Source organism: Halopolyspora algeriensis (assembly GCF_003337235.1).
Taxonomy (GTDB): Bacteria; Actinomycetota; Actinomycetes; order Mycobacteriales; family Pseudonocardiaceae; genus Haloactinomyces; species Haloactinomyces algeriensis.
Genome location: NZ_QPJC01000001.1, coordinates 262355 through 285992, shown reverse-complemented (window position 1 = coordinate 285992; position 23638 = coordinate 262355). Strand labels below are relative to the sequence as shown.

The window sequence follows — 23638 nt, the reverse complement described above, 5'->3', positions numbered from 1 at the left end:
GCGATCCCGCTCCGGAACACGTGATGACCGGTGCGTACGGGCGCCGGAACGGGTTCGTGGCGACAGCACCCCCGATACCGCCGTGCTGGAACTGGTCAGTGATTCGGCCCAAGCCCCCGCATCCGGTGCCCTGCGCTGCCGGCCCGCGGGCAGGGAGACGAGAGAGCTCACCTTCGTGCTGCCCGGCCGCCTCGTCGAGCTCGACCTCGTCTCGACCGTGCCCGGCATGTTCCGCGCCTGCGGGATGGTGATCAGCCGCGCGGGTCAGACCGTGCCCACCGGGGAGGTGGTGCTGCGCCATCCGGAGGGGCAGTGCGTCGGCGAGTTGGACTCGCATGGTGGGTTTCGCGTCGAGGATGTCCCCGCCGGCCCGCTGAGCGTGGTACTGCGAACCGCGCGGTCCGGCTGCGCCGTCGCCGATTGGCTGGTCTGTTGAGCACCGGCGTGGCGAGGAGATCGCTGTCACCGGCGGCCTCCTGCCGCGAGGAGGAGGCCGCGCTCGGTGCCGCGTGGCGGGCCGCCGATCCCGAGCTGGTACTGCGGTGGAGTGAGCAGTACCGGTCCGGTGCGCTGCCTCGGCAGGCTCCGGCCCCGCGCGGGGGTCCGGAGCTGGCTGCGGTCCTGGACGAGCTGCGAACCACGGTGGCACGGATGCGGCCGGAGCGTTCCCGCGACCGTGCGGCGCGGGTGGCGGAGCTGGAGGACCGGGTGTGCCACCGGGCGATGCCGGTGGGCGGTGACCCGGGAGGAGACACGCCCTCCCTCGAACTCGACGACCTCCGGTCGCGGCTGGCGGGAACCGTCCTGGTGAGCTACGTCGTCCACCGAGGACAGCTGTGGTCGGTGTCGATGGTGGACGGTCGGGTCAGGACGACTGTCCACGGCTGTGCCGAGGAGGTGAGTGCCGATGTCGACAGGCTCCGATGGTGCCTGGGGCGGCAGGCTGCGCAGGGACGGTCTCCCGTGGTCGCAGCCTTTTCCGAAGGAGTCCGGCACGCTGCCGAGTCCCTCGAACGTCGGCTGCTGGCACCGGTGCTGCCGGGATGGGCGCACGGCCGCGCGCTGGTGGTCGTACCGACCGGTCGGCTCCACGCGCTGCCCTGGGCGGCGCTGCCCGGTTGCCGGGGCAGGAGTGTGACCGTGACCCCGTCACTGCGGTGCTGGCTGCGCGGGGCGCGAGACGCCCGCGATGGTGCGCGGGGCCGGCGCCGGGTGTGGGTGGGGGGGCCGGCGCTGGAGCATGCCGCCCGCGAGGTGCACGCTTTGCGAGCCATGTCGGGTGGGCGGTTGCTGCTCGGCGACGATGCCACCGCCGGTCGGGTGCTGGAAGCCATGGACGGAGCCGGGACCGTGCACATCGCCGCGCACGGCTGGTTCCGTGATGATCGGCCGCTGCTGTCCTGCTTGGACCTCGCCGACGGACCGCTCTACGGCTATGACCTGGATAGGCTGCGGCGCGGGCCCACGACCGTGGTGCTCGCGGCGTGCGAGGTCGGCCGGTCGGTGGTCGGCCGCGGCGACGAGCTCCGGGGGTTGGCGGCAGCCCTGCTGGGGCGGGGAACCGCGACCGTGATCGCGGGGGTCGTCCCCGTCCCGGACGAGCGCACCGCCGAGCTCATGGTCACCCTGCACGCCGCGCTGCGCGCGGACCTCACTCCCGCGGCGGCGTTGGCGCACGCCCAGGCCCGGCACGGGGAGTCGGGGTTCATCTGTCTCGGCTACGGGGGAGGTTGATGCGGTACCGGCCGCGGTGGCTTTCGGGATCGGTTTGCCCGGCGATTCCCGGTGGGCCTCGGCGAGCCTTGCCCCGTACCCGCCGGGCCAATGCCACTGTGGACAGCACTCGACGATCGAGTAGCGCTCTGCCGACGTGAGACGGCCCCCGGTACTGCCGGGTACCGGGGGCCGCGTTGCACTCGCTGGTGTCAGGCGCTGAAGCGGTCGGATTTCACCGCCGCCACGAACGCTTGCCACTGCTTGCGGTTGGCGGTGAAGTAGCCGAGCGACCGGTCCTTCGTGTCGCGCACCGCGGCACCATCACCGACGCGGCCGACCTCGACACACGAATCGTTCGGGTTGGACACACTCGACTTCCGCCAACCCGTTGGTACCGTCATACTTGGGAACTCCTTTCAAATTGTTCAGCGATTGCGGCCATGAGCTCGGTTGACTCGTCCTGGCTCATGGCCGCGTCCGTGAAGGTAACGAGCGCCTTTCGATACGCCTCAACATCCTTCTGGTCGTAGATGAACGCCGGCCCGCGGTAGTGCTCCAGGTGCACGATCGGGGACGCCTTCGCGAACTCGAACAGCACAAACGATCCGTTGTGTGCCAACGTCCATCGCTGCAGACGACTCGGCAGGATCCGCACGTGGGCTTGGCCGGCTTGCGCCGTGGCCACCAGGTGACGCAGTTGCTCAGCGAGCACACTGGGGCCGCCGATGTCGTCATGAAGTACGCGCTCGCAGATGACCGCTTCGAGTTTCTGGGAGGCGAGCACCGCGCCGCTTCGGGCCATGCGTAACTCGAGTCGGATGTCACGCTCTTCGCCGGTCAAGCTCGACATGATCTGCTCTGCGTAGCTGCGTGTCTGTAGTGGCCCTGGGATCACCATCGGGGCGACATGCACGATCCGTTCGGCGGTGCGCTCGAACTCGGCAAGGTTGAGCAAGTGCTTGTGCAGCCCGGAGCGGCTGTCGCCGATCACGTTCGGTTCCGATGAGCGTCGAGCCAGCTCCATCAGCTCGTCGTAGCGTTCACTGGGCGCACCCAAAGCGGTCAGGATGCGCGCGAGCATGTCGACGGCCGGAGAGCGCACTCCTGTCTCATAGCGAGAGACAGCAGCGTGCCCAACCTGCAAGCGAGACGCGAGGTCACGAACCGTGAGGCCGGCCTCTTTGCGCAGCTCACGCAATTCAGCGCCGAGTAAGCGTGCTTGTGGGGAGTGGTGCTCGATGTCTCCGGCCATGCACCAACCCTAGCCTCTCAATCGAGATGTATTGATCACTCGGATGGGGTATTGCCTAAATGTTTCCGGAAACACATGATGTTTCCGGAAACAAAATCGACATCCGGAGGTTACGCCATGACAGCGCCGAGCACGTGGGCCGTGCCCGATCTCCATCCGGAGGTGTGGCCGCGGTGGTTGCCCGCGCCGCACCTGCGTGACCGCACCGTGCATCTCGCTGAAGACCGGAACGGTCCTGGCCTGTGCGGCCAGCCGGTCATGTGGGCCAAACCCGGCCATCCCTGCACCCAGCGCCCCTGCTGCCCGGACTGTCTCGAGGCGGTCGCCACCGGGGAGGGCCAGTGAGCAACGAAGCCACCTTCAAGCCGCACATGAGGCAGCGGCCCGGCGAGTCCGTCGAGCAGTGGCGCGACCGTCTGGCGCACTCCTGCTACCGGTGCGGCTGGTACGAGCCCCACACAGCCGTGTTGGACACGCACGAACAGACCTGCGACGGCGCCCCGCAGAAGGGACAGCGCTCGTGACCGCGCTCGTGCTCGGTGCCGTGCTGCTCGCGATCGTCGCAGCCCTGCTCGGCATCGAGAGCGCCCTCGACTGGATGCGCCGCCTGACGCGGGGCTGCACGAAACGGAGACGCAGATGATCGCCCCCCTTGTCGCTGCCGTCGCGCTGACGCTGGCCACGGCCGCTCTCGCCCTCGCGTGGAGCCTGCAACCCCAGCCCGCCCACGCGGGCGGCGGAGTCGGCGCGCTCACCGTGGCCCAACTCCTCGAACAGGAGCGTCCCACCGAGCGCATCCCGCTCATGTCGACGGCCGACGAGAGCATCGTGTGGCCCACCGTCGACCCGGACGCGAGCGGATGGTCGACCGACATGCCCACCCTGCGCCGCGTGCTCGACGCACTCGAGCGCCTCTAGTCCCGGCCCGGCGCCGATGTGCCCCGAACTTTCCGGCGCCGGGCCGCTGCTGCCGGGCGGCGCGAGCCCTCCCCCGACCGCGTCGCCCGGCAGCCTCCATTCGCCGAGCCGGACAGTTCTCCGGCCCATGTGGCCGATGAGGAACACCTCGACCGAGATCACGCGGCCGATCACCTGGTCGCGTCGCGTGGCGACAGCATCCATGCCGATGTGCGCCGCGAGAATGGCCGCCTCTATCTCTGGGCGGAGGCGGTCACCTCAGCCGAGTGCCCAGGACATGAGGAGACATTGACCCCAGCATGACGACAGCGACCGCGCCTGGAAGCCGTACACTCCCGCAGCAAGCAACTGCCCATGCCACGCGCCCATCCCGGTCTGGGGCGGTGGCGGCAGCGAGCGCGCCAAGTGCGGCGCCCTCTGCCGAGATGCGCCTGCCAGGAGACACAACCTCCCCCGCCGACGCGCGGGTACGACGTAGCAGCCCATACCCGCCCGTGAAGGTAGCCGCGGCCCTGCCAATGTTGCCAGGGCAGCGGCGCCGGCTCGTCCGATCGATGCACCAGCACAGGAGGACCGCCATGTCCGACTACCCTCGATGCAGCGTGTGCGGCCAGTACGTCGGAGGACCGTCCGACCCGCCCGGCACGCCCGCACCCATCCACCGGCAGCCCGGTGAACAGGGCCAGTGCCCCGGCAGCGGACAACCCACCCAGTGAGGAGACCAACCGATGAGCGACAGTCCGAAGCAGACGACCCTCGATGGGCTCGCAGAAATTCACCGCGCAGGCGTCCCGGACGATGCCACCGAGCAGGCCGCACGGTGGCTCGACAAGCGCGCCCGCATGGCCGCCCCGATCGAGCCGCACGTGCCCGTCACGGCTGAGCAGATCCGCCACACCGGCCGCGTGCCCACCGAAGCCGCCGCGGCGATCGCGGACGTCATCGCCACCGACCTCGACCGCCCCATCGAGCCGGACGAACATGGCCAGTGGCCCACCGGGTGGCTCGCCGCGGACATGGCCGCTCTCGACCTCGCCAAGGCTGTACTCGCCCACGCGCCCGCCGCGGCGTAGCCACCACACACGAGAAGAGCACCATGTACGCAGTCCACGCTGTCCGCGAGACCGGAGCGAGCCTGTACGTCGTCGACGACGAGGGCACCGAGCTCGGACAGGCCACCGTGGGCAGCGGCCTCGACGAGCAGCTCCAGACGCTGGGCTACGCCCGCCTCGGCGAGCAGGAGCGCGAGCAGCCCGACGCAGACGCCACTGTCGAAGTGGCCATCATCCGAGGTCCTGGGCAGGAAAAGGCGCCCCGCACTCGACCGGCTAGGGGGGCGGCCGGGAGTGCGGGGCGCGGATGTCCACCCCTGGGGGTCAGGCGGACATCGGACAGAGTAGTGATCAACACGGGCTGTGTCGATCTTCGGGGGGCATCATTCGATCGGCGTCGGTGCCGCGCACATTCCCCGCTGTGGTGCGAAGCTGATCCGGTGCACGCTCCAGTGCTGTGCACAGCCCCGGAGGGTTCGCCACTGACACGCGGACACCGCCTCCTCCGGGATGGGCAGTGACCAGGGAGGGCCACTGCCCGGAGGTCCGGCCTGCCCCACCATCGTGCCGGCTCGCGCAGGCCGGGGCTCACCTTCCCTTCGCACACGAAAACGCGCCCTGACTCCTGCTTTACGTTTCGCCACCTCATTTGAGGTATGATTTCGTAAAGGCCATATACTAGCTGGAGGGTGCAGCGTGGCGGTCGTTGTCGAAGGACAGAATGCAGTCGATCATCTGAGCCGTATGGGGTTGAGTGTCGCCCCGTTCCATCAGGCTCTACGCGCTGGGTACGCCGAATCGTTGACTCCCTCAGGCTTCGCTCCCCCTGGCTTCGCCAACTACCTGCTGGATGGATGGACGGCCGAGGCGCTCCGGCGCATCCTGTGCGGTCGACGCGACAACCCGTGGACTCCTGACGACACGTACAACCTCCGACGTGTGGTTGAGCCAACCGGAGAGTTCGGGATCATCCCTAGTATCGGCACCGCAACCACTGGCCGTTCCAGAAGCACCCCTACCACCCACAACGAGCGAGGACCCGCCACCAGCCGAGCCGTCTCCGAGAACCAACTGGCGCTTGATCTTGCCTTGCGCATGACGGACGACGAACCCGAGCCGATCACCTGGAATTTTCTGTACTACGTTGATGAAGGCGAGCGCGTCATCCGTAGCGAGCTGTCGTTGCCCCGCAGGATCTGGCGCTCACGTGTTCGCTCGTGGAAACCACGGATCTTGCTGCCCGAACTGAACCTAGATGGACCTGCCACTCTGGAAGACGACCAGCCCGCTCCTGACCCGATCGATGTTTCCGTAGCATGGCGATGACCACCGCAAGCACCGTATTGACACCGTCCCGGCTGGCTCTGGCCCGCAAGCGACGGCGACTGACCTTGACCCGCTTGGCCGAAGTCAGCGGGATCAGCCGTATAACTCTGTCCGGCTACGAGAACAGCAGGGCGACACCGGGGCCTGAGGGCTTGGCGACACTGGCGGACGCCCTTGGAGTACGGCCGGAGTTTCTCGTCGGATCCGACTTGGAAGAGATTCCCGAGGGGGCCGTAAGCTTCCGCGCCAAGAGCAAGTTGACTGTGGCCCAAAAGGATGCCGCACGCGGAGCAGGCCGTTACGCACTGCTGCTCAACGAGTGGATTGAGGATCACTTCCAACTACCAACCCCGGACGTGCCAACCCTCACGAATCACGATCCCGAACAAGCCGCTGAGATTGTTCGTGCCCGGTGGGGCCTTGGTCGGGCAGCGATCCCCAATGTGGTGCATCTACTTGAGGCGCACGGCGTCAGGGTCTTCACTCTCGCTGAGGACTGTGCAGATGTTGATGCCTACTCACTGTACTGGTACGGGACTCCGATCGTCGTGCTCAATACCGGCAAGAGCGGTGAACGCGGCCGGTTCGATGCAGCCCACGAGTTAGGTCATCTCGTCCTTCACGGTGAGCAAGCCACACCGCATGGACCATCTTCCGAGAACGAGGCCAACCGATTCGCAGCCGCGTTCCTGATGCCTGAAGCTGATGTGCTCTCTCGTGGGCTGCAACATGCGACGGCACAGCGAATCCTTCGTGATAAGCAGAGGTGGACGGTTTCCGCAATGGCGCTCACCCATCGACTACATGAGCTGCAGCTGCTCACTGACTGGGAATACCGCTCCGTCTGCGTTCATCTGTCCCGCCGCGGGTACCGCCGTGGCGAACCTGACAGTGCAGCCACCGGTGAGACGTCACAGTTGCTGCAGAAGGTCTTCAAGGCTGTTCGAGAGCAGGGGAGTCTGAAAGACATAGCGGATCACATCAGCTTAGACTGGGAGGAACTCAACCGTCACGTGTTCGGACTTGTGCCACTGGGACTGGCAGGCGGACGAACAGAACGTTCGACACCGCTCGAAGACGATCGTCCCAAGCTGGAGCTCGTCACCTCGAACTGACGAAACGCCTCCGCACCCGACCGGACGTGCCTGCAGGATGTGGGGCACTCGTGTGCTAGAGAGCGGGCGAAACCATCTCTCATTCGCTCTGCTCGGTTCCATGCTCTGCCCGTCCGCGGAGGCATGTCGATGCCACCGCGGCAGGTGCCCGAGGACCAGGGGCAGGCCGATGGCAACCGCAATCCGAATTGGTGCAAGCAGGCGAGTTCCCTGGGAAGCGGCGGGGTGTAGTACTTGGGTGACGATGCCGGTCGCGGCGACCGCGCGCACCGGCAGCGTGAGCGTTCCGCCGTGCTGCCACAGGTTTCCGGCATTGCTCGTGGTGCAGCGCCGGACGCGTCAAGCTGAGAGGTGACTGCCTGTCGCCGTCAGCGCAGCTTGTGCAGCCGTGTGAGGGCCTCGTCGAGGACCTTGTCGCGCTTGCAGAAGGCGAAACGGACGAGATGGCGCACCGCATCGGGGTTGTCGCAGAACACCTGCAGCGGGATGGCCGCGACCCCCGCCCGCTCCGGCAGCGAGCGGCAGAACTCCGCACCGTCGTCGAAGCCGAGCGGGCGTACGTCGGCGCAGACGAAGTAGGTGCCCTCCCCGGCCAGAACCTCGAAGCCGACCTCGGAAAGACCGTTCGCAAGGCGATTTCGCTTGCGTTGCAGGTCCTCGCGCAGCCCGCGGACCCAGTCGAGTTCGGTGCGCAGGGCATGGGCCACCGCGGGCTGGAAGGGCGCGCCGCCGACGAAGGACATGAACTGCTTGGCCGAACGCACGGCGGCGACCAGTTCCGCGGGGCCGCACACCCAGCCGATCTTCCAGCCGGTGACGCTGAAGCTCTTGCCCGCGCTGGAAATGGACAGTGTCCGCTCGGACATGCCGGGCAGCGTGGCCAGCGGGGTGTGCCCGCGCCCGTCGAAAACCAGGTGCTCGTAGACCTCGTCGGTCACCGCGATCACGTCGTGTTCACGGCAGACCTCGGCGACCACCGCCAGCTCCGCATCGGTGAGCACGGTCCCCGTCGGATTGTGCGGCGAGTTCAGCACCAGGACCCTGGTCCGCGGGCCGACCGCGGCACGCAGGGCCTCGGTGTCCAGTTCGAAACGGTGATCCGGGCTCTGCCTCAGCCCCACCGTGCGGCGCACGCCCCCCGCCAGGGACACCGCCACCGGATACGAGTCGTAGTACGGCTCGATCACCACGACCTCGTCGCCCGGCTCCACCAGGGCGAGCATCGAGGCCGTGATCGCCTCGGTCGCTCCGACGGTGACCAGGACTTCGCCGTCCGGGTCGTGCTCGACGCCGTAGTGGTTGCGGCGCTGCTCGGCGATGGCCTCGCGCAACGCGGGCTCTCCCGTGCCGGGTGAGTACTGGTTGACCCCGTCGGCGATGGCCTGTCGAGCAGCTCGCAGCATGCTCGCGGGGCCGTCGGTGTCCGGGAAGCCCTGCCCGAGGTTGACGGCTTCGGTCTGCTTCGCGAGCTCGGTGATCTCCGCGAAGATCGTGGAGGTGAACGGGCGCAGCCGGGAGGTCAGAGCAGGAGTACGCACGGCCCGGAGGGTATAGGAGCGGGCGGTACCCGCCTTCGAGGTGGTTGCCGGTCCTGCGGCACCCGGACGCCGCGGGCGGACCGATTCGATCACACCATGATCCCCTCGAAAGCTGTCACAATCGAGTGGTGGTGGACACAGCGGTGGCCGAGGCCGAGCGGCGACGAGGCCTGCGGCGGATGAAGGGCATCGCCACCGGACTACTGCTGCTGGCCGTCGCGATCTACGTGGTCACGCGGTGGCAGGAAAGCATCGGCGCTCCCGCCTGGGTCGGGTACGTGAACGCGGCCGCCGAAGCCGGCATGGTCGGTGCGCTGGCGGACTGGTTCGCCGTGACGGCCCTGTTCCGCCACCCGCTGGGACTGCCCATCCCGCACACCGCCATCATCCCGACGCGCAAGAACGTCCTCGGTCACAGCCTCGGGGATTTCGTGGGCACGAACTTCCTGTCGGAACAGGTGGTACGCGACAAACTGCACCGTGCCGAAATCACGCGGCGCGTCGGGTCCTGGCTCGACGATCCCGAGCACGCCGAGCGGGTGACCGCGGAGCTGGCAACCGCCGTGCGCGGGGCCGTGCAGGTCCTGCGCGACGAGGACGTGCAGGAGGTGTTCGAGCAAACCCTCGTGCGCAAAGTGCTCGATCGGCCTTGGGCGCCGCCGCTCGGCAGGATCCTCGGGCGGGTCTTCGCCGACGGGTCCCACCACAACCTCGTCGACCTCGTCTGCGACCGCGCCTACGACTGGATCCGCGACAATCACGAGACCGTGCTGCGTGTGGTCAGTCAGCGCGCACCCTCGTGGTCGCCGAGATTCTTCGACTCGCTGGTCGCCGACAAGGTCTATGCCGAAGTGCTGTCCTTCGCGTGGGCGGTCAAGACCGACCCCGACCACCAGATGCGCAAGGCCGTCGACCGGTTCCTGGTCGAGTTCGCCGACGACCTGCAGCACGACCCGAAGACCATGGCCACCGCCGAACGGATCAAGCAGCAGGTACTGGAGCATCCCGAGGTGCGTGCTCTGATCTCCTCGGCCTGGTCCACGGCGAAGACGATGCTGCTGGACGCCGCCGAGGACCCGGCAGGCGAGCTGCGGGTCCGCGTCCGCGACGGGCTGCGTTCGATGGGGCGGCGGCTGGCCGAGGAGGCCTCCCTGCGCGCCAAGGTGGACGGCTGGCTGGAGGGCGCGGCGGTGTACGTGGTCTCGCACTACCGCTCGGAGATCACGACACTGATCACCGACACCGTGGAGCGCTGGGACGCCGAGGAAACATCCCGCAAGATCGAGTCGCACGTCGGGCGGGACCTGCAGTTCATCCGGATCAACGGCACGGTGGTCGGCGCGCTGGCCGGACTCGTCATTCACACCGCCTCCCAGCTGCTGTGGTAGCAAGCCGGGAGCTGCCCGGGCCCGGTGGCCGTGCCTCAGCCCGCGGTACGGCGCTCCCGCCAGGAGCGGGCTTTTTCCCGGTTGCCGCAGACGCGCATCGAACACCAGGTGCGGGAACGGTTGCGGGAACGGTCGTAGAACGCCCACAGACAGTTCTCGGCGGGGCAGATCTTGATCCGGTCCCAGTGGCCGGTGGTCACCAGGCGGGTGGCGGCAGCCAGCACGCTGCCCACCGCGTCGGTGCCGGTCAGCACCGGCACGCCGCCGTGCAGCACCACCCGTATCGGCCAGGCCGGGGAGGCCGATGTCCCGGTTGCCTCGGTGCGGTCCGCGGGCGGGGTGTTCCGCGGTGAGCCGGAACCGCAGACCACCGAGGCACGCATGGTGTCGCGGATCTCGCGGGCGGCCTCGGTGTCCGGCGCCGAGCTCAGACCTCGCTCGGCGCACCACTGCTGCCAACCGGCGGGGTCGTCCATGAGCTCCGTGCCCGTCTCGACATCGCAGGTGTTGAGGAAGTCCAGGAGGAGCCGGAGGTCCTGCTCGGTGTCGAGTTCCACGGACTTCCGGGCGGCCGGTGGCGTCCTGTCGGGCGCGGCCGCGCTGTTCGCTCCGACGGCTTCGGTACGCACAACACCATCGTAGGCGTCTCGGGGGTTGCCGCCGACATGGCGAACCAGCATAATTACTTCACCGGTTAGTAACCGGCAAAAGAAGAAAAGTGGTTAATCCGGGAGGGATGCGGCGATGGCGGAATCAACGGAATCGGCGGACGCCGGTGTGCTGCGGCTCGCGGCTGTCGTGATCGACTGCCCGGATCCGCGGGAGCTCGCCGGGTTCTACGTCGGGTTGCTCGGGTGGTCCGTCGACGAGGACGCATCGGACGACGACTGGGTGGAGGTGGCCGACCCCGCCGGTGGTGCGAACCTGGCCTTCCAGCGTGATCCCGACCACCTGCCGCCCACCTGGCCGGACCGGGAGCGGCCGCAGATGCTGCACCTCGACGTGCGGGTGTCGGACCTGTCGCCGACGCACGAGCGTGCGCTGGAAGCCGGTGCCCGGCAACTGCCTCAGCCGCAGGATCGGCTGGACGCGAACTTCCGCGTGTACGCCGATCCCGCAGGCCATCCGTTCTGCCTGTGCGCGTGCTGACCCCGGCGGGATGATCCTCGAGCAGGTGGCGCGGACAACACCCGATAGGGTGCAAGCAGAGTGCTTGCAAGAGTTAGCACACGGGCTTATCGTGGTGATCACAGGAAGGTGGCTGCCGTGGACCGGATGGACAAAACCGTGAACAGTGCGGTGAACCAGGCGGTCAGCGACCTCGGCAGCTACATCCGGACCCAACGTGCCAACGCCCAGATCTCGGTCCGCCAGCTGGCCAAGCGAGCCGGAGTGTCCAACCCGTATCTGAGCCAGGTCGAACGGGGATTGCGCAAACCGAGCGCGGAGATTCTGCAGCAGATCGCCAAGGCGCTGCGGATCTCCGCCGAGGCGTTGTACGTGCAGGCCGGAATCCTGGAAAGCCGCGAAGGCGGCCCGGTCGTGGACGCCGTCCTCGCCGATGCCGACCTCAGCGAGCGGCAAAAACAAGTTTTGCTGGACATCTACGCCTCGTTCCGGCGCGAGCAGGACGGTGAACCCGGCCACCCCGCCCCAGGGAACTCACACCGGCCCGAGGCGACGACACCGGAGATCGAGGAGTGACACCATGCCGACGTTGCCCACGGTGCAGGACATGAACAAGGCGCGCGAGCAGGCCGGCCATGCCCTGGAAGGCGCCGCTCACCAAGCCCGCACGCCGCTGATGGCCGCGCTCGGCGCCGGAGACCTCGCCGCGCGCGCCGTCGCGGACACCGTGAAGCAGGTGCGAGAGCAGCTCAACGAGAGTGCCGGGTCCGCCCGCGAGGGTCTCGGTGAGATCCCCGGGGAACTGTCCTCCTTGCGCCATCGGCTGGATCCGGCCGAACTGCGAAAGCTGATCGACTCCTACACGAACTCGGCGGTGCGGGTCTACGGAGACCTCGCCGGCCGGGGCGAGGACGCCTTCGGGCGGTTGCGGCAGCAGCCGCGGGTCCAGCGCGCGGTCGATCAGGTCGGCAATGCTCAGGAGCGCTTCGAAGGAGCCGTCGGTGACGCCCGGGACCTGGCCGACGACGTGCTCGGCCGGGTGACCACCACCACCCGCTTCTTCGGTGAGAAAACGGCGCGGCAAGCCGAGAGCACCGCCAACGGGGCCGCGGCCACGGTGCGGAGCACCGCCGAGGACACGGCCGACACGGTCCAGGAAGCCGGAGCCAGTACCGCGTCGACGACCCGCAGTGCAGCACGCAAGACCGCCAACCGGACCGCTGCGGCCAAGACCAACGGCAGCGCCAAGCCCCAGCCCAAGTCGGCGGCCCGCAAGAACAACGGCAACTGAGACGTCGCCACCCCTCCCGGCGCGGGTGCCGTCAACCGGGCCCGGGCACGTAGTCTGGAGCCGTGTCTGGAGCCGCACTGCTATTGGAACTCTGGATCCTGCGGATCCTCTGGTTGGCGAGCCTCCCGCTGGGGGTGTACGCGTTCGGGCATGCTGCGATGCAGCGCGCCGACGCGTTCACCGCGGCGGACAAGATGAGCAAACCGGCCTGGCTGGGCATCACCGGTGGCGGAATGCTCGCGCTGGGACTGTCTCAGGGCCCCGGCGGAGGGGGCATGATCTTCTGGATCGCAGGCCTGGTGGCGGTGCTGGTCTACCTCGTCGACGTCCGCCCCAAGGTGATCGAGGTGCAAAAGGGAAGTTCCTGGTAGTGGCTCCGGGTTCGGGGGCCGTGTGGAAGGCCCGAGGAAGTGGGACACCGGTCACGCTCGTCGTGCACGGTCTCGGTGCCACCGAAGGCGAAGCGCGGATCCCGGCCTCGGGCGTGCGTGGAACTCGTGTCGTCGTCACCCTGCCCGGGCACGGCGATGCTGCCGAGGCACCGCCCGGGTACTGGGACTACGGCCGTGTCGCCGAGGACGTGCTCGCGATCGCCGACGAGGTGCGGGCGACTCGCGCGATCGGTGTCTCCCTCGGGGCGGGTGCCCTGACCCGTGCCGCGGCGCGGGACCCGCACCGATTCGAACGTCTCGCCCTCCTGCTTCCCGCCGCACTGGATCGATCGCGCGACGAATCGGCACGAGAACCGTTCGTACGGCTCGCCGAAGCCGTCGACGCCGCCACTTCGGACGGTGGCGCGAGGCTGCGCGCCCTCGTCGCCGATGATCTGCCGAGCGGAACGGAGGTCGGCAACTACGTCGAGGACCGTGCCGCCGCACTGATGCGGCTCGGGGACGCTCTGCGTACGCTGCCCGAGCAGTGCCCGCTGGCCGATGCGGCCTCCCTGGCGGAGGTGACCTCGGACGTGCTGGTCGTCGGAGCCACCGGGGACGAACTGCACCCGGCCGAGGTCGCCGAGGACGTGGCCGGTGCCTTCCCGCGTGCCAGGCTGGAGCTGCTGCCCTCGGCCGCGCCGATGCTCACCCACCGGCACGAGCTCCGCCGCCTGGTGACCGGCCTGCTGAACTGAAGGCGGATGGTGAGTGCGGCCCCGCGGACTCGTAGAGTCGCGGCATGGTTGTTGACTGGTCACCGGCTGCCGGGACACTGGATCCCTCACCCGCGCTGGAGCGGCAGGACTTGCTTGCCGACCGGGTCGTTCCCGCCGTTCGCGAGTTCGAGGCCCCCGAGTCCGTCGGTGTCGCCGAGATCGATCCGGAACTGGCCGATACGGCCGCGTTCTGTGCGCAGTACGGGTCGCCGCCGGAGTTGTCGGCCAACTGCGTCGTGGTTTCCGGCAAGCGCTCCGGTGAACTGCGGTACGCCGCCTGCGTGATCCTGTCCACCACCCGTGCCGATGTGAACGGCGTCGTCAGGCGCAGGTTGGACGTGCGCAAGGCTTCCTTCACACCGATGGAGGAGGCGGTGAGCCTGACCGGGATGGAGTACGGCGGGATCACCCCGTTCGGCCTGCCTGCCGAGTGGCCGCTGCTCGTCGACGCTGCCGTGGCCGAGGCCCCCGCCGTCGTCGTCGGCAGCGGGTTGCGCCGCAGCAAACTCATCGCTCCGGGAGAGTTGCTCGCCCGCCTGCCGGGGGCCGAAGTGGTGGACGGCCTCGGCCGAGTGGAGTGAACGGAACTTTCGTCACTTCTATGCGAGTGAAAGTTGGCGTTCACTCGCTAGAAGATGACGGTGCGCTGATCGTGCACGAGAACACGATCCTCCACGTGGGCGCGAAGGCCGCGGGCGAGCACGATCTTCTCGATGTCGCGGCCCTTGCGCACCATGTCCGGAACCGAGTCCGTATGGTCCACCCGCGTGACGTCCTGCTCGATGATCGGGCCCGCGTCCAGATCCGCCGTGACGTAGTGGCAGGTCGCTCCGACCAGCTTCACTCCGCGCTGATACGCCTGGTGGTACGGGCGGGCACCGGCGAACGACGGCAGGAAACTGTGGTGAATGTTGAGGGCACGGCCCTGCCATGCCCGGCACAGTTCCGGTGGTAGTACCTGCATGAACCGGGCGAGCACGATGGCGTCCGGATCCTGAGCCTCGACCAGCTCCCCGATCCGGGCGAAGGCGTCCTGCTTGCCTTGCGGGTCCTTGCTCGACGGGAAGGGGACGTGGTGGAACGGAATACCGTGCGCTTCGGTGATCGGACCCAGGTGGGGATGGTTGCCGATCACCGCGCGCAGGTCCACGTCCAGTTCTCCCGAGCCGACCCGGCCGAGCAGGTCGTGCAGGCAGTGGCCCTCCTTCGACACCAGGATCACGACCCGCCGCCGCCTGCCGGTGTCGGAAACGTGCCATTCGGTGCGCTCGTCCAACTGGTCGGCCACTTCCGCGAACCGCTCTCGCAGTTCGTCGACTCCGAAGGGCAGCGAGTCCGCACGAACCTCCTGACGCGTGAAGAACCAGCCGGTGTCCGGGTCGGTGTGATACCCCGCCTCGATGATCCAGCCGCCTCGCTCCGCGAGGAAGGACGCGATGCGGGCGACGATGCCGGTGCGGTCCGGGCAGCCGAGGGTGAGGACGTACCGTCGTTCGTTCGGTGGCATGGGCACCGATTGTCGCAGCTCATCACCGTCCGGGCTGCCTCGTTTCCGTGTGGCGCGGGCGGGTCAGCGGCCGCTGATCAGTCCCGCGAGAACGCTGTCCCCACTGACCACCGCGGTGCTCGGCCGTCCCCACACGCGCCGGTAGATCGCATCGGCCGTTCCGGCGACCGTGGCGTCCACGTCGGGCCTGCCGAGTGCGGCGTCGTGGAGTGCGCCGGTTTCGGGTGGCTGCTCGGAGCGGAAAGTCACCATCCACGTCCGTTCCGCATCGGCCGCGTGGAACAGCACCTGGCCGTCACCGTGCTGTTCCTCCCACCGGCGAGTACCGGACAGCAGCACCGACAGCATCTCGTCGACACCGTCGGCGGCGAAGACCGGATCGAAAAGCAGCTCGTGCACCTGGCCGACACCGCTGTCGGCCAGCGCCTGCTCCGCGTCGAGCCGGTGGATCGCGGTCTCGTGCGCCATTCTGCGGGCCCAGGACGACGGGGTACCACCCGGGAAGAACGACCACACGGAGCGGTCGGACTCGCCCGTGCGAAGCTTGTCGGTCAGCTCGGCCAGTTGATCGTCCCACCAGGCCAGCGCCTCGGTGAAGTCCTCGGGGGCGGCGGGTGCTCGCGGGGTGGGGCTTTCCGGTTCCGTGTCCACGGCGAGATTGGCCATGGCGTACACGCGGGCGAGATGACGCACCATCTTGCGCATGTCCCAGCCCGGGCAGTTGGACACGGTGGCGTCCGGTCCGGCCAGCACGGCCCTCTCCCGGAACGCGGCGGCCTGTTCGGTGAGCTCGTGATGATGGGAGTCGCTCATCATGCCCGGAGTCTAGAGGTGACCCACGGCCCGTGTGGATGGCCGTGAGCCGCTCCGCTCACCTCTCAGTGTCTGTCTTTGGTCTGGTTCTTTCGCTCGAATGATCAGCCTGAGCAGAGTGACCCGCTCCGGCGTATTCGATCGGAATGCCCGCAGGCGGGCATCAGCAAGGCAGTTGGCCACGTGGCGTAGGTGGCTACTCGATGTGGCCTGCAACGCCGCAAGGCGCCGCCTGAGACGGCGGTTCAGGAACCACCTGACCAAGTTCCAAGACGGGCTTCTCAGTGCTGCCGGGACAGCCAGTGGGAGATGAACCGCATCTCCTCGGCGAGCAAGCTGCTGATCCGGTCGGCAACCAGCTCTTCCAGTTTGCTGCCGGCGAAGGGGACGTTCGAGGTGACACTGCCGCACACCACGAACTCGCTGACCGCGCTCCCGTCCGCGGGCCGCTCGGACTCGGGCAGGTCACGCAACCACATCGACCCCGTGATGGAACCCGGCACCCGCGGAATCGCCGCTGCCACCTCGCCCGTGTAGTGCCCCGGTTCCGCCGGGCGCCATGCTTCGCTGCGGTCGATCGTCAGGTTCTTGCCGAGCACGGTGCGCACCATCGGTGGCAGTCGGTCGGCGGGCACGCCCTGGCGCACCTGGAACCGCACGCCGCCCTCGGTGGTCGAATGATCCACCACCTCCGTGTTCTCGCCGCTGAACTCGCTCAACCGCTCCTCGAGGTGATCGATGTCGATCAGCGCGTCGTGCACCCGGGACGCGGGCCACACGGAGGTGCTGCGGTGCTCGATGCGGCGTGCCATGCGGTGAAGGTTACCTTTGGCAGTCGTGACCCCCTCGATGTCCGGCGCGTCCCGGCCCAGCGGTATCGCCCGCCCCGACGACTCCTCCGGGGCCGGCGGCGCACTCGCGCGCTACACCACTCTGCGGCTGGGAGGCCCGGCCGCAGAGTTCCTCGTGGCCGAGCATGCCGATGAGCTGACCGAGGTCGTCCGTGCGGCCGACTCCTCGGGCATGCGGCTGCTCGTGCTCGGCGGCGGATCGAACCTGGTGATCGCCGACAGCGGTTTCGACGGGCGGGTGGTGCGTATCGCCACCCGCGGCCACCGGTTCGACAGCGCCGGGGACGGGGTCGTGCGGCTGACCGTCGAGGCCGGCGAGGACTGGGACGAGATCGTGGCCGAAACCGTGCGGCAAGGACTCGGCGGGTTGGAGTGCCTGTCCGGTGTCCCCGGGCTCACCGGTGCCACACCCGTGCAGAACGTGGGGGCCTACGGTGTCGAGGTCTCCGAGATGCTGACCTCGGTGGACCTGCTGGATCGCCGGACCGGCCGGGTGCGGACCCTGCCCGCCGAGGAACTCGGGCTGGTCTACCGCAGCAGCCTGCTCAAGCACACCGAGACGGCAGTCGTGCTGCGGGTGCGCTTTCTGCTGCGGGAAGGGGGGTTGTCCGCGCCCATCCGCTACGGCGAGCTCGCCCGCACGCTCGGTGTCGAGATCGGTGACCGGGCTCCCGTCGAGCAGGTGCGCGAGGCCGTGCTGAACCTCCGGCGCGGCAAGGGCATGGTGCTCGATCCGCACGACCACGACACCTGGAGCGCCGGTTCGTTCTTCACCAATCCCGTGCTGGAAGCCGGCGAGCTCGCGGACGTACTGGACCACATCGCCACCCGTCTCGGTGGTGAGCAGCACGTTCCCCGGTATCCGGCGATGGACGGGCGCACCAAGCTCTCCGCGGCGTGGCTCATCGAACATGCCGGTTTCGCCAAGGGCCACCGGGGTCCCGGTGGGCGGGTCGGACTGTCCACCAAGCACACTCTGGCGCTCACCAACCGAGGCTCGGCCAGTACCCGTGACCTGCTCGAACTGGCCGCAGAGGTGCGGGACGGCGTCCGCGATCGCTTCGGCGTGTCACTGGCCCCCGAGCCGGTACTCGTGGACTGCGCGCTGGAATGAGTGGCATGAACAATCGTAAGAGTGACTCTTAGTGACTATTGCTCACCCTGTGTGTTAAATGGTGGCGGAGGGCTGCCATGCTGAACATCAGGGAGTTACGCGACCGGGCTCTCATCCGCCCGGTCAAACGAGCCGTGGAGGACCAGCTCCTGGATCTGCCCGGTGTCGTCGCGGTCGACATCGGAGACAAGCACGTGGACATGTGCTCCACGGGGGAGCAGGCCATTGTCGTCTCGGTCCGCCGCAAGGAACGGGACGAGCGCCTCGCCACCGGTGCCCGCGTTCCCTCCAGCGTTCTCGGTATCCCCACCGATGTCATCGAGGAACAACCCGTGCTCCAGCACGAGCACCGCCCGCTCCGGCAGGTACCGATCGGATGCCGGCCCGGTGAGCAGGCACCCACCCGTGGCGGCCACGGCATCGCACCGTGCAGGCCGATCGTGCTCGGAGATCGCGCGGCCTCCGACGATGGCCGGTACCGTCGGGTCGGCACGCTCGGCGCACTGGTCGTCGGCCGTGCGCGGGATCCGGTGATGATGGGGCTCACCACGTTCGATGTGGCCTGCATGGACGACGCGTGGGCGGTCGGTGATCGGATGGCCGACCCGGACACCGGGCGCGTGTACGCCGGGCTGGCGCGTGCCGCCCTGTCGGGGCGTGTCAACGTTGCCGCCGTGGCGATCCACAGCGGTGTCGAGTGCTTCCGCGGGATCTCCGGCCTCGGCCCGATCACCGGGCAGTGTGCGGCCCACCCCGGTGAGACCGTGCACAAGAGCGGCCGCGGCACGGGAGTGACCACCGGCACCGTCGTCTCGACCGACACGACGGTGCGAGTCGACCACGGTGACGCGCTCGGGGTGCGTGTCCTGCGCGAGCAGGTACGCGTCTGCGAGTCCTCCCACGGCTCCCCGTTCACCGGGAACGGGGATGCGGGAGCCGTGCTGGTCAATTCCGACGGGTGCGTGGTCGGTCTCTGCTTCGGAGGCAGCCGCGACGGGACGGTCGGTTTCGCCTGCCCCATCGCCGACGTGCTCACCGAACTCGACGTGGATCTCCGTGCCGATCCCCACCGGAGGGGAAACGTCCGGTGACCTGCGTGGGCGGTTTCGCGAACCGCCGCCCCGGCAGGGACCTGTTCAGGGCTCCCGGTGGGCGCGGGTGGCCGATGCCTGATCGCGGGGCTTGAGCACGATCTGGTCCAGGTTGACGTGCGCGGGCCGGGTCGCCGCGAAAGCGATCACGTCGGCAACGTCCTCGGCCGTCAACGGCGTCAGACCACGGTAGACCGCTGCCGCACGCTCGGTGTCACCGCCGTAGCGGACCTCGGAGAACTCCGTTTCCACCAGCCCGGGAGCGATCTCGGTGAACCGGACGGGTTCGCCGAGGTGTTCTCCGCGCAATGTCCGGTGCAGCGCGGCCTGGGCGTGCTTGGCCGAGGTGTAGCCGGAACCGTTGTCGTAGGTTTCCAGGGCGGCGACCGACGTCACCGTCAGCACGTGCCCGTTTCCACAGGAGACCAGCTTCGGCAGCAGCGCCTTCGTCAACCGCAACGTGCCCAGCACGTTCGTCTCCCACATCCACCGCCAGTCGTCCTCGTCGGCCTCGGCGACCGCGGCCGTGCCCTTCGCGCCTCCCGCATTGTTGACCAGGACATGGCATTCGGGGACACGCTCGACGAAAGCCGCCACCGAATCCGCGTCGGTCACGTCGAGTTCGACCGCCAGGCCCCCGGTCTCCTCGGCCAGTCGTTCCAGCCGTTCGACCCGTCGAGCTCCCATGACGACGCGGAAACCTTCGGTGGCGAGTCGCCGCGCGGTGGCTGCGCCGATACCCGAACTTGCTCCTGTGACCACCGCCCAACGTTGCTGGTCGGGCGAGGTGGAGGTTCCCGTCGCGTCGGGCGAGCCCGTGCTTGCTGCCGTAGACTCCGGTGTAGTGCTCACGTGGTGATCCTCCCGCAGATGTTGTGGACGAGTTGGGCGCATTCCGGCTGTTGTGATCCGCATCATGTGCGGGCCGAGCATCCTGCCCTCCTTGCCAAGCGTCCTCCGAGGAGGGAGTGCTGCGCATCCGCAGCGATGGCTGAAGTGAGAACGGATGTCGAACGTCGGGAGTCGGTCACAAGTGCGGTCAGTGCGAATTCTGCTCACCGGAGTGCTGGCGGTGATGCTGTTGGTATCCGGTTGCGGGGTCGGGGGTCGGACCACGAGTCCGGATTCGCAGGAAGCGGATCCTCCTCCACCGCAGGTTCGACTCGAACCCGCGGACGGGGCGACGGACGTCAACCCCACCGCACCGGTGGAGGTTTCGGTGGCCCGCGGCCACTTCGAGGAGGTCGTGCTCACCAACGAAAGCGGCGAGAAGGTGAAGGGCGAACTCACCGAGGACGGCACGACGTGGCGCACCAGCGAGGATCTCGGCTACGGCAAGACCTACACCTGGAGCGGCAGCGCGGTCGGCGCGGGCGATACGACGGTTCCGGTGCGGGGAAGCTTCACCACCGTGCAGCCGAAGGAGGTCGTGCGCGCCACGATCACCCCCGTCGACGATGTGACACGGGGCATCGCGATTCCGATCAGCATCAAGTTCGATGCGCCGGTGGAGAACAAGGCCGCGGTCCAGCGTGCCCTGGAAGTGGAGACCTCCGAACCGGTCACCGGGTCCTGGGCCTGGTTGCACGACAAGCAGGTGGACTGGCGCCCCAAGGAGTACTGGCCCGCGCACACCGAGGTCAGCGTGCGGGCGAACCTCTACGGTGTGAACTACGGCGACGGTGAGTACGGCAAGGCCGACCTGACCACGGAGTTCACCATCGGTCGTGCCCAGATCGTCAAGGCCGATGTGGACAGTCATCGCATCGTGGTCATGCGCAACGGCGAGCAGTTCGCCAGCTATCCGGCCAGCTACGGCAGGCCCGGCAACCCCGAGCTGCACACCCACAACGGGACCTACATCGTCATGGCCAAGCACCCGGTCGAGATCATGGACAATCCCGAGTACGGCTACACCGACGTGAAGAAGAAGTGGGCCGTGCGGATCTCCAACCACGGTGAGTTCATCCACGAAAACGAGGAGAACCGCGCCAACATCGGCAGGCGCAACACCTCTCACGGCTGCATCAACCTCACCAACGCCGACGCGAAGGAGTACTTCCACAGCGCCCTGATCGGCGACCCGGTGGAGGTCACGGGATCCAGCACGGACATGCCGCCCCGCTACGCGGTGTACGACTGGATGCTCAGCTGGCAGCAGTGGAAGTCCATGTCCGCCCTGTAACGCCGACCGTTCGGCCGGGCGAGCCGGGAGTGTGGTGAACGACACTTCCGGCCGGTGGCCTCTCGTCGTGTGACCCGCAGGCGTCCGCCCTCGCGGCGGGGCAGAACTGCCGGGTGAGCTGCTCTGCCCGCACCGGTTGTCCGCATCGGATCCGGACACGAAAAAGCAGGAACGCGAACACGAATCGTGGTGATCGCCCTCCGCTGACCCCGGTGGCCCTTCCGTCCCGGAATGTTTCGAAGGCTGGCAGTGTCGGGACTCGATGGGCCCGAAGGTCTCGGCTCGCCATGACAGGCTTCGATGGGCAGTAGATGACTACCACCACACTCCGAATGCGTCCGCGGCGCGTCGCCGTGTTCTCGTTGCACACCTCGCCGCTGGAACAACCGGGAACCGGTGACGCGGGCGGCATGAACGTCTACATCACACAGACCGCCACTCGGATGGCCGCGCTCGGCACCGAGGTCGAGATCTTCACCAGGGCGACGTCGTCGGAGACTCCCTCGGTGGCGGAACTGGCTCCCGGCGTGACGGTGCGCAGCGTCGTCGCAGGTCCCTTCGAGGGGCTCGGCAAGAACGACCTGCCCGCGCAGTTGTGTGCGTTCGCCGCTGCGGCTCTGCGTGTGGAAGCACGTCACGAGCCCGGCTACTACGACATCGTGCACTCGCACTACTGGCTGTCCGGCCAGGTGGGGTGGCTGGCGAGGGAACGGTGGGGCGTTCCCCTGGTGCACACCGCCCACACGTTGGCCAAGGTCAAGAACAACGCGCTGGCCGACGGGGACACGCCCGAACCACGGGTCCGCGTCGTCGGTGAGGAACAGGTCGTTGCCGATGCCGATCGGCTCGTCGCCAACACCGGCGTCGAGGCCGGGGAGCTGATCGATCTCTACGATGCCGATCCGGGCAGCGTGGCCACCATTCCGCCGGGAGTGGACCTGCAGCGGTTCACACCGGGCGACCGAACCCGGGCCCGGGCCGCATTCGGACTCGGGCAGGATGCCGTCGTGCTCGCTTTCGTCGGCCGGATCCAGCCGTTGAAGGGGCCCGATGTCCTGCTGCGCTCCACGGCCGAGCTGCTGGCTCGGCACCCGGAACTGCGGAGTCGCCTGCTCGTGCTCGTCGTCGGCGGGCCGTCCGGCAGCGGAATGGAGCGTCCCGAGTCCCTGCACCAGCTTGCCGCCGAACTCGGGATCGCCGATGTCGTGCGGTTCCTCCCCCCGCAGGGCGGACAGGAGCTGGCCGAGGTGTACCGAGCCGCCGACGTGGTGGCCGTACCCAGTTACAGCGAATCCTTCGGTCTGGTCGCCCTGGAGGCGCAGGCCTGCGGTACGCCGGTCGTGGCTGCCGAGGTCGGTGGGTTGCCCGTGGCGGTCGACGACAACGTTTCCGGCCTGCTGGTGTCCGGGCACGGTACGGAGCAGTGGGCCGATGCGCTGGGATCGGCCGTGCTCCGGCCGGAGTGGCGGGCACGACTGGCCGCGGCGACCACCGCCCATGCCGCCCGGTTCTCCTGGCAGCACACGACCGAGGCGCTGCTGGAGACCTATGCACGGGCGAAGATGGCATTCCATCACCGGTTCCGACTCCAGGAGGCGACGGCGTGACTTCCACGGCGCTCGACACGGTCATCCAGGCAACGCTGGACGCGAGTTCGCTGCAGTACGAGCACGCGGACGAGGGCAGGTTCTTCGTCACGCTGCCCGGAACCCGCAAGTTGCAGACCAACTGCTGGCTCATCGTCGCCGAGCACGCCCTCCTGGTGGAGGCGTTCGTGTGCAGGCAGCCGGACGAGGCCCACGAGGAGGTCTACCGGTACATGCTGCAGCGCAATGCCCGCCTCTACGGTGTGCACTACACACTCGACAGCACCGGCGACATCTACCTGATCGGGCGGGTCGGGTTGCATGCCGTGACCGAGACCGAACTCGACCGGCTCCTCGGGCAGGTCCTGGAAGCCGCCGACGGCGACTTCAACACCCTGCTGGAACTCGGCTTCGCCACGGCCATTCGACGCGAATGGGGTTGGCGCGAGTCGCGCGGGGAGTCGCTGGCGAATCTGCAGGCGTTCCGCCAACTCGTCGAGCGCGACGGTCCTGTACCGCCCCTCTCCGAGAGGTAGTGAGCGCACGGATCGGGTCCGGTCGGGTTCGGGGCCTTGCACGCTCGCCGAATCTCGGCGGGAGCCCGCGCGGGGCGGCTC

The 23638-nt window shown here is 68.3% G+C and carries 30 protein-coding genes; 22 read left to right on the top strand and 8 right to left on the bottom strand.

What is annotated here, in order from left to right; all coding sequences use genetic code 11:
* Positions 1-82: 82 nt before the first annotated feature.
* Together DFQ14_RS01395 and DFQ14_RS01390 are read left to right on the top strand one after the other, a co-directional pair.
* Positions 83-436 (top strand): hypothetical protein, encoded by a 354-nt coding sequence (locus DFQ14_RS01395; protein ID WP_246195734.1) that lies wholly within the window; start codon positions 83-85, stop codon positions 434-436.
* An 8-nt stretch (positions 437-444) separates the two neighbouring features.
* Complete coding sequence (locus DFQ14_RS01390) at positions 445-1734, top strand: CHAT domain-containing protein (RefSeq protein WP_170206369.1); 1290 nt, start codon at positions 445-447, stop codon at positions 1732-1734.
* 191 nt (positions 1735-1925) lie between these two features.
* Here the strand turns inward: DFQ14_RS01390 and DFQ14_RS01385 are convergent, their stop codons facing one another.
* Together DFQ14_RS01385 and DFQ14_RS01380 are read right to left on the bottom strand one after the other, a co-directional pair.
* Entirely contained in the window at positions 1926-2117 is a 192-nt protein-coding gene (locus tag DFQ14_RS01385) for a DUF397 domain-containing protein (protein ID WP_114451176.1), read from the bottom strand.
* Positions 2114-2968: a helix-turn-helix domain-containing protein gene (locus DFQ14_RS01380; RefSeq protein ID WP_114451175.1), complete on the bottom strand. Its 855-nt coding sequence runs from the start codon at positions 2966-2968 to the stop codon at positions 2114-2116. Before DFQ14_RS01380 ends, DFQ14_RS01385 begins: the two co-directional genes overlap by 4 nt.
* A gap of 117 nt (positions 2969-3085) precedes the next feature.
* Between DFQ14_RS01380 and DFQ14_RS01375 the strand changes: the two genes are divergently transcribed.
* From DFQ14_RS01375 to DFQ14_RS01350, 8 genes are all read left to right on the top strand, one after another.
* A complete protein-coding gene (locus DFQ14_RS01375) occupies positions 3086-3313 on the top strand; it encodes a hypothetical protein (protein WP_114451174.1) in 228 nt (75 codons plus the stop codon).
* Positions 3310-3492, top strand: a complete 183-nt coding sequence (locus DFQ14_RS01370; protein WP_114451173.1) for a hypothetical protein — start codon at positions 3310-3312, stop codon at positions 3490-3492. The genes DFQ14_RS01375 and DFQ14_RS01370 overlap by 4 nt, the downstream gene beginning before the upstream one ends.
* Positions 3489-3611, top strand: a complete 123-nt coding sequence (locus DFQ14_RS22140; RefSeq protein WP_257233535.1) for a hypothetical protein — start codon at positions 3489-3491, stop codon at positions 3609-3611. Before DFQ14_RS01370 ends, DFQ14_RS22140 begins: the two co-directional genes overlap by 4 nt.
* A complete protein-coding gene (locus tag DFQ14_RS01365; RefSeq protein WP_114451172.1) occupies positions 3608-3886 on the top strand; it encodes a hypothetical protein in 279 nt (92 codons plus the stop codon). The genes DFQ14_RS22140 and DFQ14_RS01365 overlap by 4 nt, the downstream gene beginning before the upstream one ends.
* A 578-nt stretch (positions 3887-4464) precedes the next feature.
* A complete protein-coding gene (locus DFQ14_RS21975; RefSeq protein ID WP_170206368.1) occupies positions 4465-4602 on the top strand; it encodes a hypothetical protein in 138 nt (45 codons plus the stop codon).
* Between the two features lie 12 nt (positions 4603-4614).
* Positions 4615-4959, top strand: coding sequence for a hypothetical protein (locus DFQ14_RS01355; protein WP_114451170.1), 345 nt, complete (start codon positions 4615-4617; stop codon positions 4957-4959).
* A gap of 675 nt (positions 4960-5634) precedes the next feature.
* Positions 5635-6264, top strand: coding sequence for a hypothetical protein (locus DFQ14_RS21615; protein ID WP_141921374.1), 630 nt, complete (start codon positions 5635-5637; stop codon positions 6262-6264).
* Positions 6255-7379, top strand: coding sequence for a helix-turn-helix domain-containing protein (locus tag DFQ14_RS01350; protein ID WP_246195733.1), 1125 nt, complete (start codon positions 6255-6257; stop codon positions 7377-7379). Before DFQ14_RS21615 ends, DFQ14_RS01350 begins: the two co-directional genes overlap by 10 nt.
* A gap of 368 nt (positions 7380-7747) precedes the next feature.
* On the opposite strand, the gene DFQ14_RS01345 is transcribed toward DFQ14_RS01350, so the two are convergent.
* Positions 7748-8917: a pyridoxal phosphate-dependent aminotransferase gene (locus tag DFQ14_RS01345; protein WP_114451515.1), complete on the bottom strand. Its 1170-nt coding sequence runs from the start codon at positions 8915-8917 to the stop codon at positions 7748-7750.
* A 179-nt stretch (positions 8918-9096) separates the two neighbouring features.
* Here DFQ14_RS01345 and DFQ14_RS01340 point away from each other — a divergent pair, with 179 nt between their 5' ends.
* Positions 9097-10305 (top strand): DUF445 domain-containing protein, encoded by a 1209-nt coding sequence (locus tag DFQ14_RS01340; protein ID WP_114451514.1) that lies wholly within the window; start codon positions 9097-9099, stop codon positions 10303-10305.
* A 35-nt stretch (positions 10306-10340) separates the two neighbouring features.
* Here the strand turns inward: DFQ14_RS01340 and DFQ14_RS01335 are convergent, their stop codons facing one another.
* Complete coding sequence (locus tag DFQ14_RS01335; RefSeq protein WP_246195732.1) at positions 10341-10934, bottom strand: CGNR zinc finger domain-containing protein; 594 nt, start codon at positions 10932-10934, stop codon at positions 10341-10343.
* A 115-nt stretch (positions 10935-11049) separates the two neighbouring features.
* Between DFQ14_RS01335 and DFQ14_RS01330 the strand changes: the two genes are divergently transcribed.
* The 6 genes from DFQ14_RS01330 (at position 11050) to DFQ14_RS01305 (ending at position 14455) form a co-directional block, all read left to right on the top strand.
* Positions 11050-11454, top strand: a complete 405-nt coding sequence (locus tag DFQ14_RS01330; protein WP_114451168.1) for a VOC family protein — start codon at positions 11050-11052, stop codon at positions 11452-11454.
* Between the two features lie 126 nt (positions 11455-11580).
* A complete protein-coding gene (locus tag DFQ14_RS01325; RefSeq protein ID WP_179951479.1) occupies positions 11581-12009 on the top strand; it encodes a helix-turn-helix domain-containing protein in 429 nt (142 codons plus the stop codon).
* A 4-nt stretch (positions 12010-12013) separates the two neighbouring features.
* Entirely contained in the window at positions 12014-12724 is a 711-nt protein-coding gene (locus tag DFQ14_RS01320; RefSeq protein WP_114451167.1) for a hypothetical protein, read from the top strand.
* Between the two features lie 77 nt (positions 12725-12801).
* Entirely contained in the window at positions 12802-13095 is a 294-nt protein-coding gene (locus tag DFQ14_RS01315) for a DUF2516 family protein (protein WP_114451513.1), read from the top strand.
* A complete protein-coding gene (locus DFQ14_RS01310; protein ID WP_246195731.1) occupies positions 13095-13853 on the top strand; it encodes an alpha/beta fold hydrolase in 759 nt (252 codons plus the stop codon). The genes DFQ14_RS01315 and DFQ14_RS01310 overlap by 1 nt, the downstream gene beginning before the upstream one ends.
* A 44-nt stretch (positions 13854-13897) precedes the next feature.
* Positions 13898-14455 (top strand): YbaK/EbsC family protein, encoded by a 558-nt coding sequence (locus DFQ14_RS01305; RefSeq protein ID WP_114451166.1) that lies wholly within the window; start codon positions 13898-13900, stop codon positions 14453-14455.
* Positions 14456-14502: 47 nt separating this feature from the next.
* Here DFQ14_RS01305 and purU read toward each other — a convergent pair whose 3' ends face one another.
* The 3 genes from purU to DFQ14_RS01290 all read right to left on the bottom strand — a co-directional run bounded on the left by purU (position 14503) and on the right by DFQ14_RS01290 (position 17006).
* A complete protein-coding gene (gene purU, locus DFQ14_RS01300; RefSeq protein ID WP_114451165.1) occupies positions 14503-15381 on the bottom strand; it encodes a formyltetrahydrofolate deformylase in 879 nt (292 codons plus the stop codon).
* Positions 15382-15444: 63 nt separating this feature from the next.
* A complete protein-coding gene (locus tag DFQ14_RS01295; protein WP_246195730.1) occupies positions 15445-16197 on the bottom strand; it encodes a maleylpyruvate isomerase family mycothiol-dependent enzyme in 753 nt (250 codons plus the stop codon).
* 278 nt (positions 16198-16475) lie between these two features.
* Complete coding sequence (locus DFQ14_RS01290; RefSeq protein ID WP_114451164.1) at positions 16476-17006, bottom strand: DUF2505 domain-containing protein; 531 nt, start codon at positions 17004-17006, stop codon at positions 16476-16478.
* Between the two features lie 37 nt (positions 17007-17043).
* Here DFQ14_RS01290 and DFQ14_RS01285 point away from each other — a divergent pair, with 37 nt between their 5' ends.
* The gene (locus DFQ14_RS01285) at positions 17044-18159 is read left to right on the top strand and encodes a UDP-N-acetylmuramate dehydrogenase (RefSeq protein WP_114451163.1); all 1116 of its coding nucleotides are present in this window, start codon (positions 17044-17046) and stop codon (positions 18157-18159) included.
* Positions 18160-18236: 77 nt separating this feature from the next.
* A complete protein-coding gene (locus DFQ14_RS01280) occupies positions 18237-19250 on the top strand; it encodes a hypothetical protein (RefSeq protein WP_114451162.1) in 1014 nt (337 codons plus the stop codon).
* Positions 19251-19295: 45 nt separating this feature from the next.
* Here DFQ14_RS01280 and DFQ14_RS01275 read toward each other — a convergent pair whose 3' ends face one another.
* On the bottom strand, positions 19296-20012 hold the full coding sequence (locus DFQ14_RS01275) for an SDR family NAD(P)-dependent oxidoreductase (protein WP_246195765.1): 717 nt from the start codon (positions 20010-20012) through the stop codon (positions 19296-19298).
* Positions 20013-20283: 271 nt separating this feature from the next.
* On the opposite strand from DFQ14_RS01275, the gene DFQ14_RS01270 reads away from it, so the two are divergent.
* The 3 genes from DFQ14_RS01270 to DFQ14_RS01260 all read left to right on the top strand — a co-directional run bounded on the left by DFQ14_RS01270 (position 20284) and on the right by DFQ14_RS01260 (position 23557).
* Positions 20284-21435, top strand: coding sequence for a L,D-transpeptidase (locus tag DFQ14_RS01270; protein WP_246195729.1), 1152 nt, complete (start codon positions 20284-20286; stop codon positions 21433-21435).
* 311 nt (positions 21436-21746) lie between these two features.
* Positions 21747-23042 (top strand): D-inositol-3-phosphate glycosyltransferase, encoded by a 1296-nt coding sequence (gene mshA / locus DFQ14_RS01265; RefSeq protein WP_114451160.1) that lies wholly within the window; start codon positions 21747-21749, stop codon positions 23040-23042.
* On the top strand, positions 23039-23557 hold the full coding sequence (locus DFQ14_RS01260; protein ID WP_114451159.1) for a type III secretion system chaperone family protein: 519 nt from the start codon (positions 23039-23041) through the stop codon (positions 23555-23557). Before mshA ends, DFQ14_RS01260 begins: the two co-directional genes overlap by 4 nt.
* Positions 23558-23638: the final 81 nt, after the last annotated feature.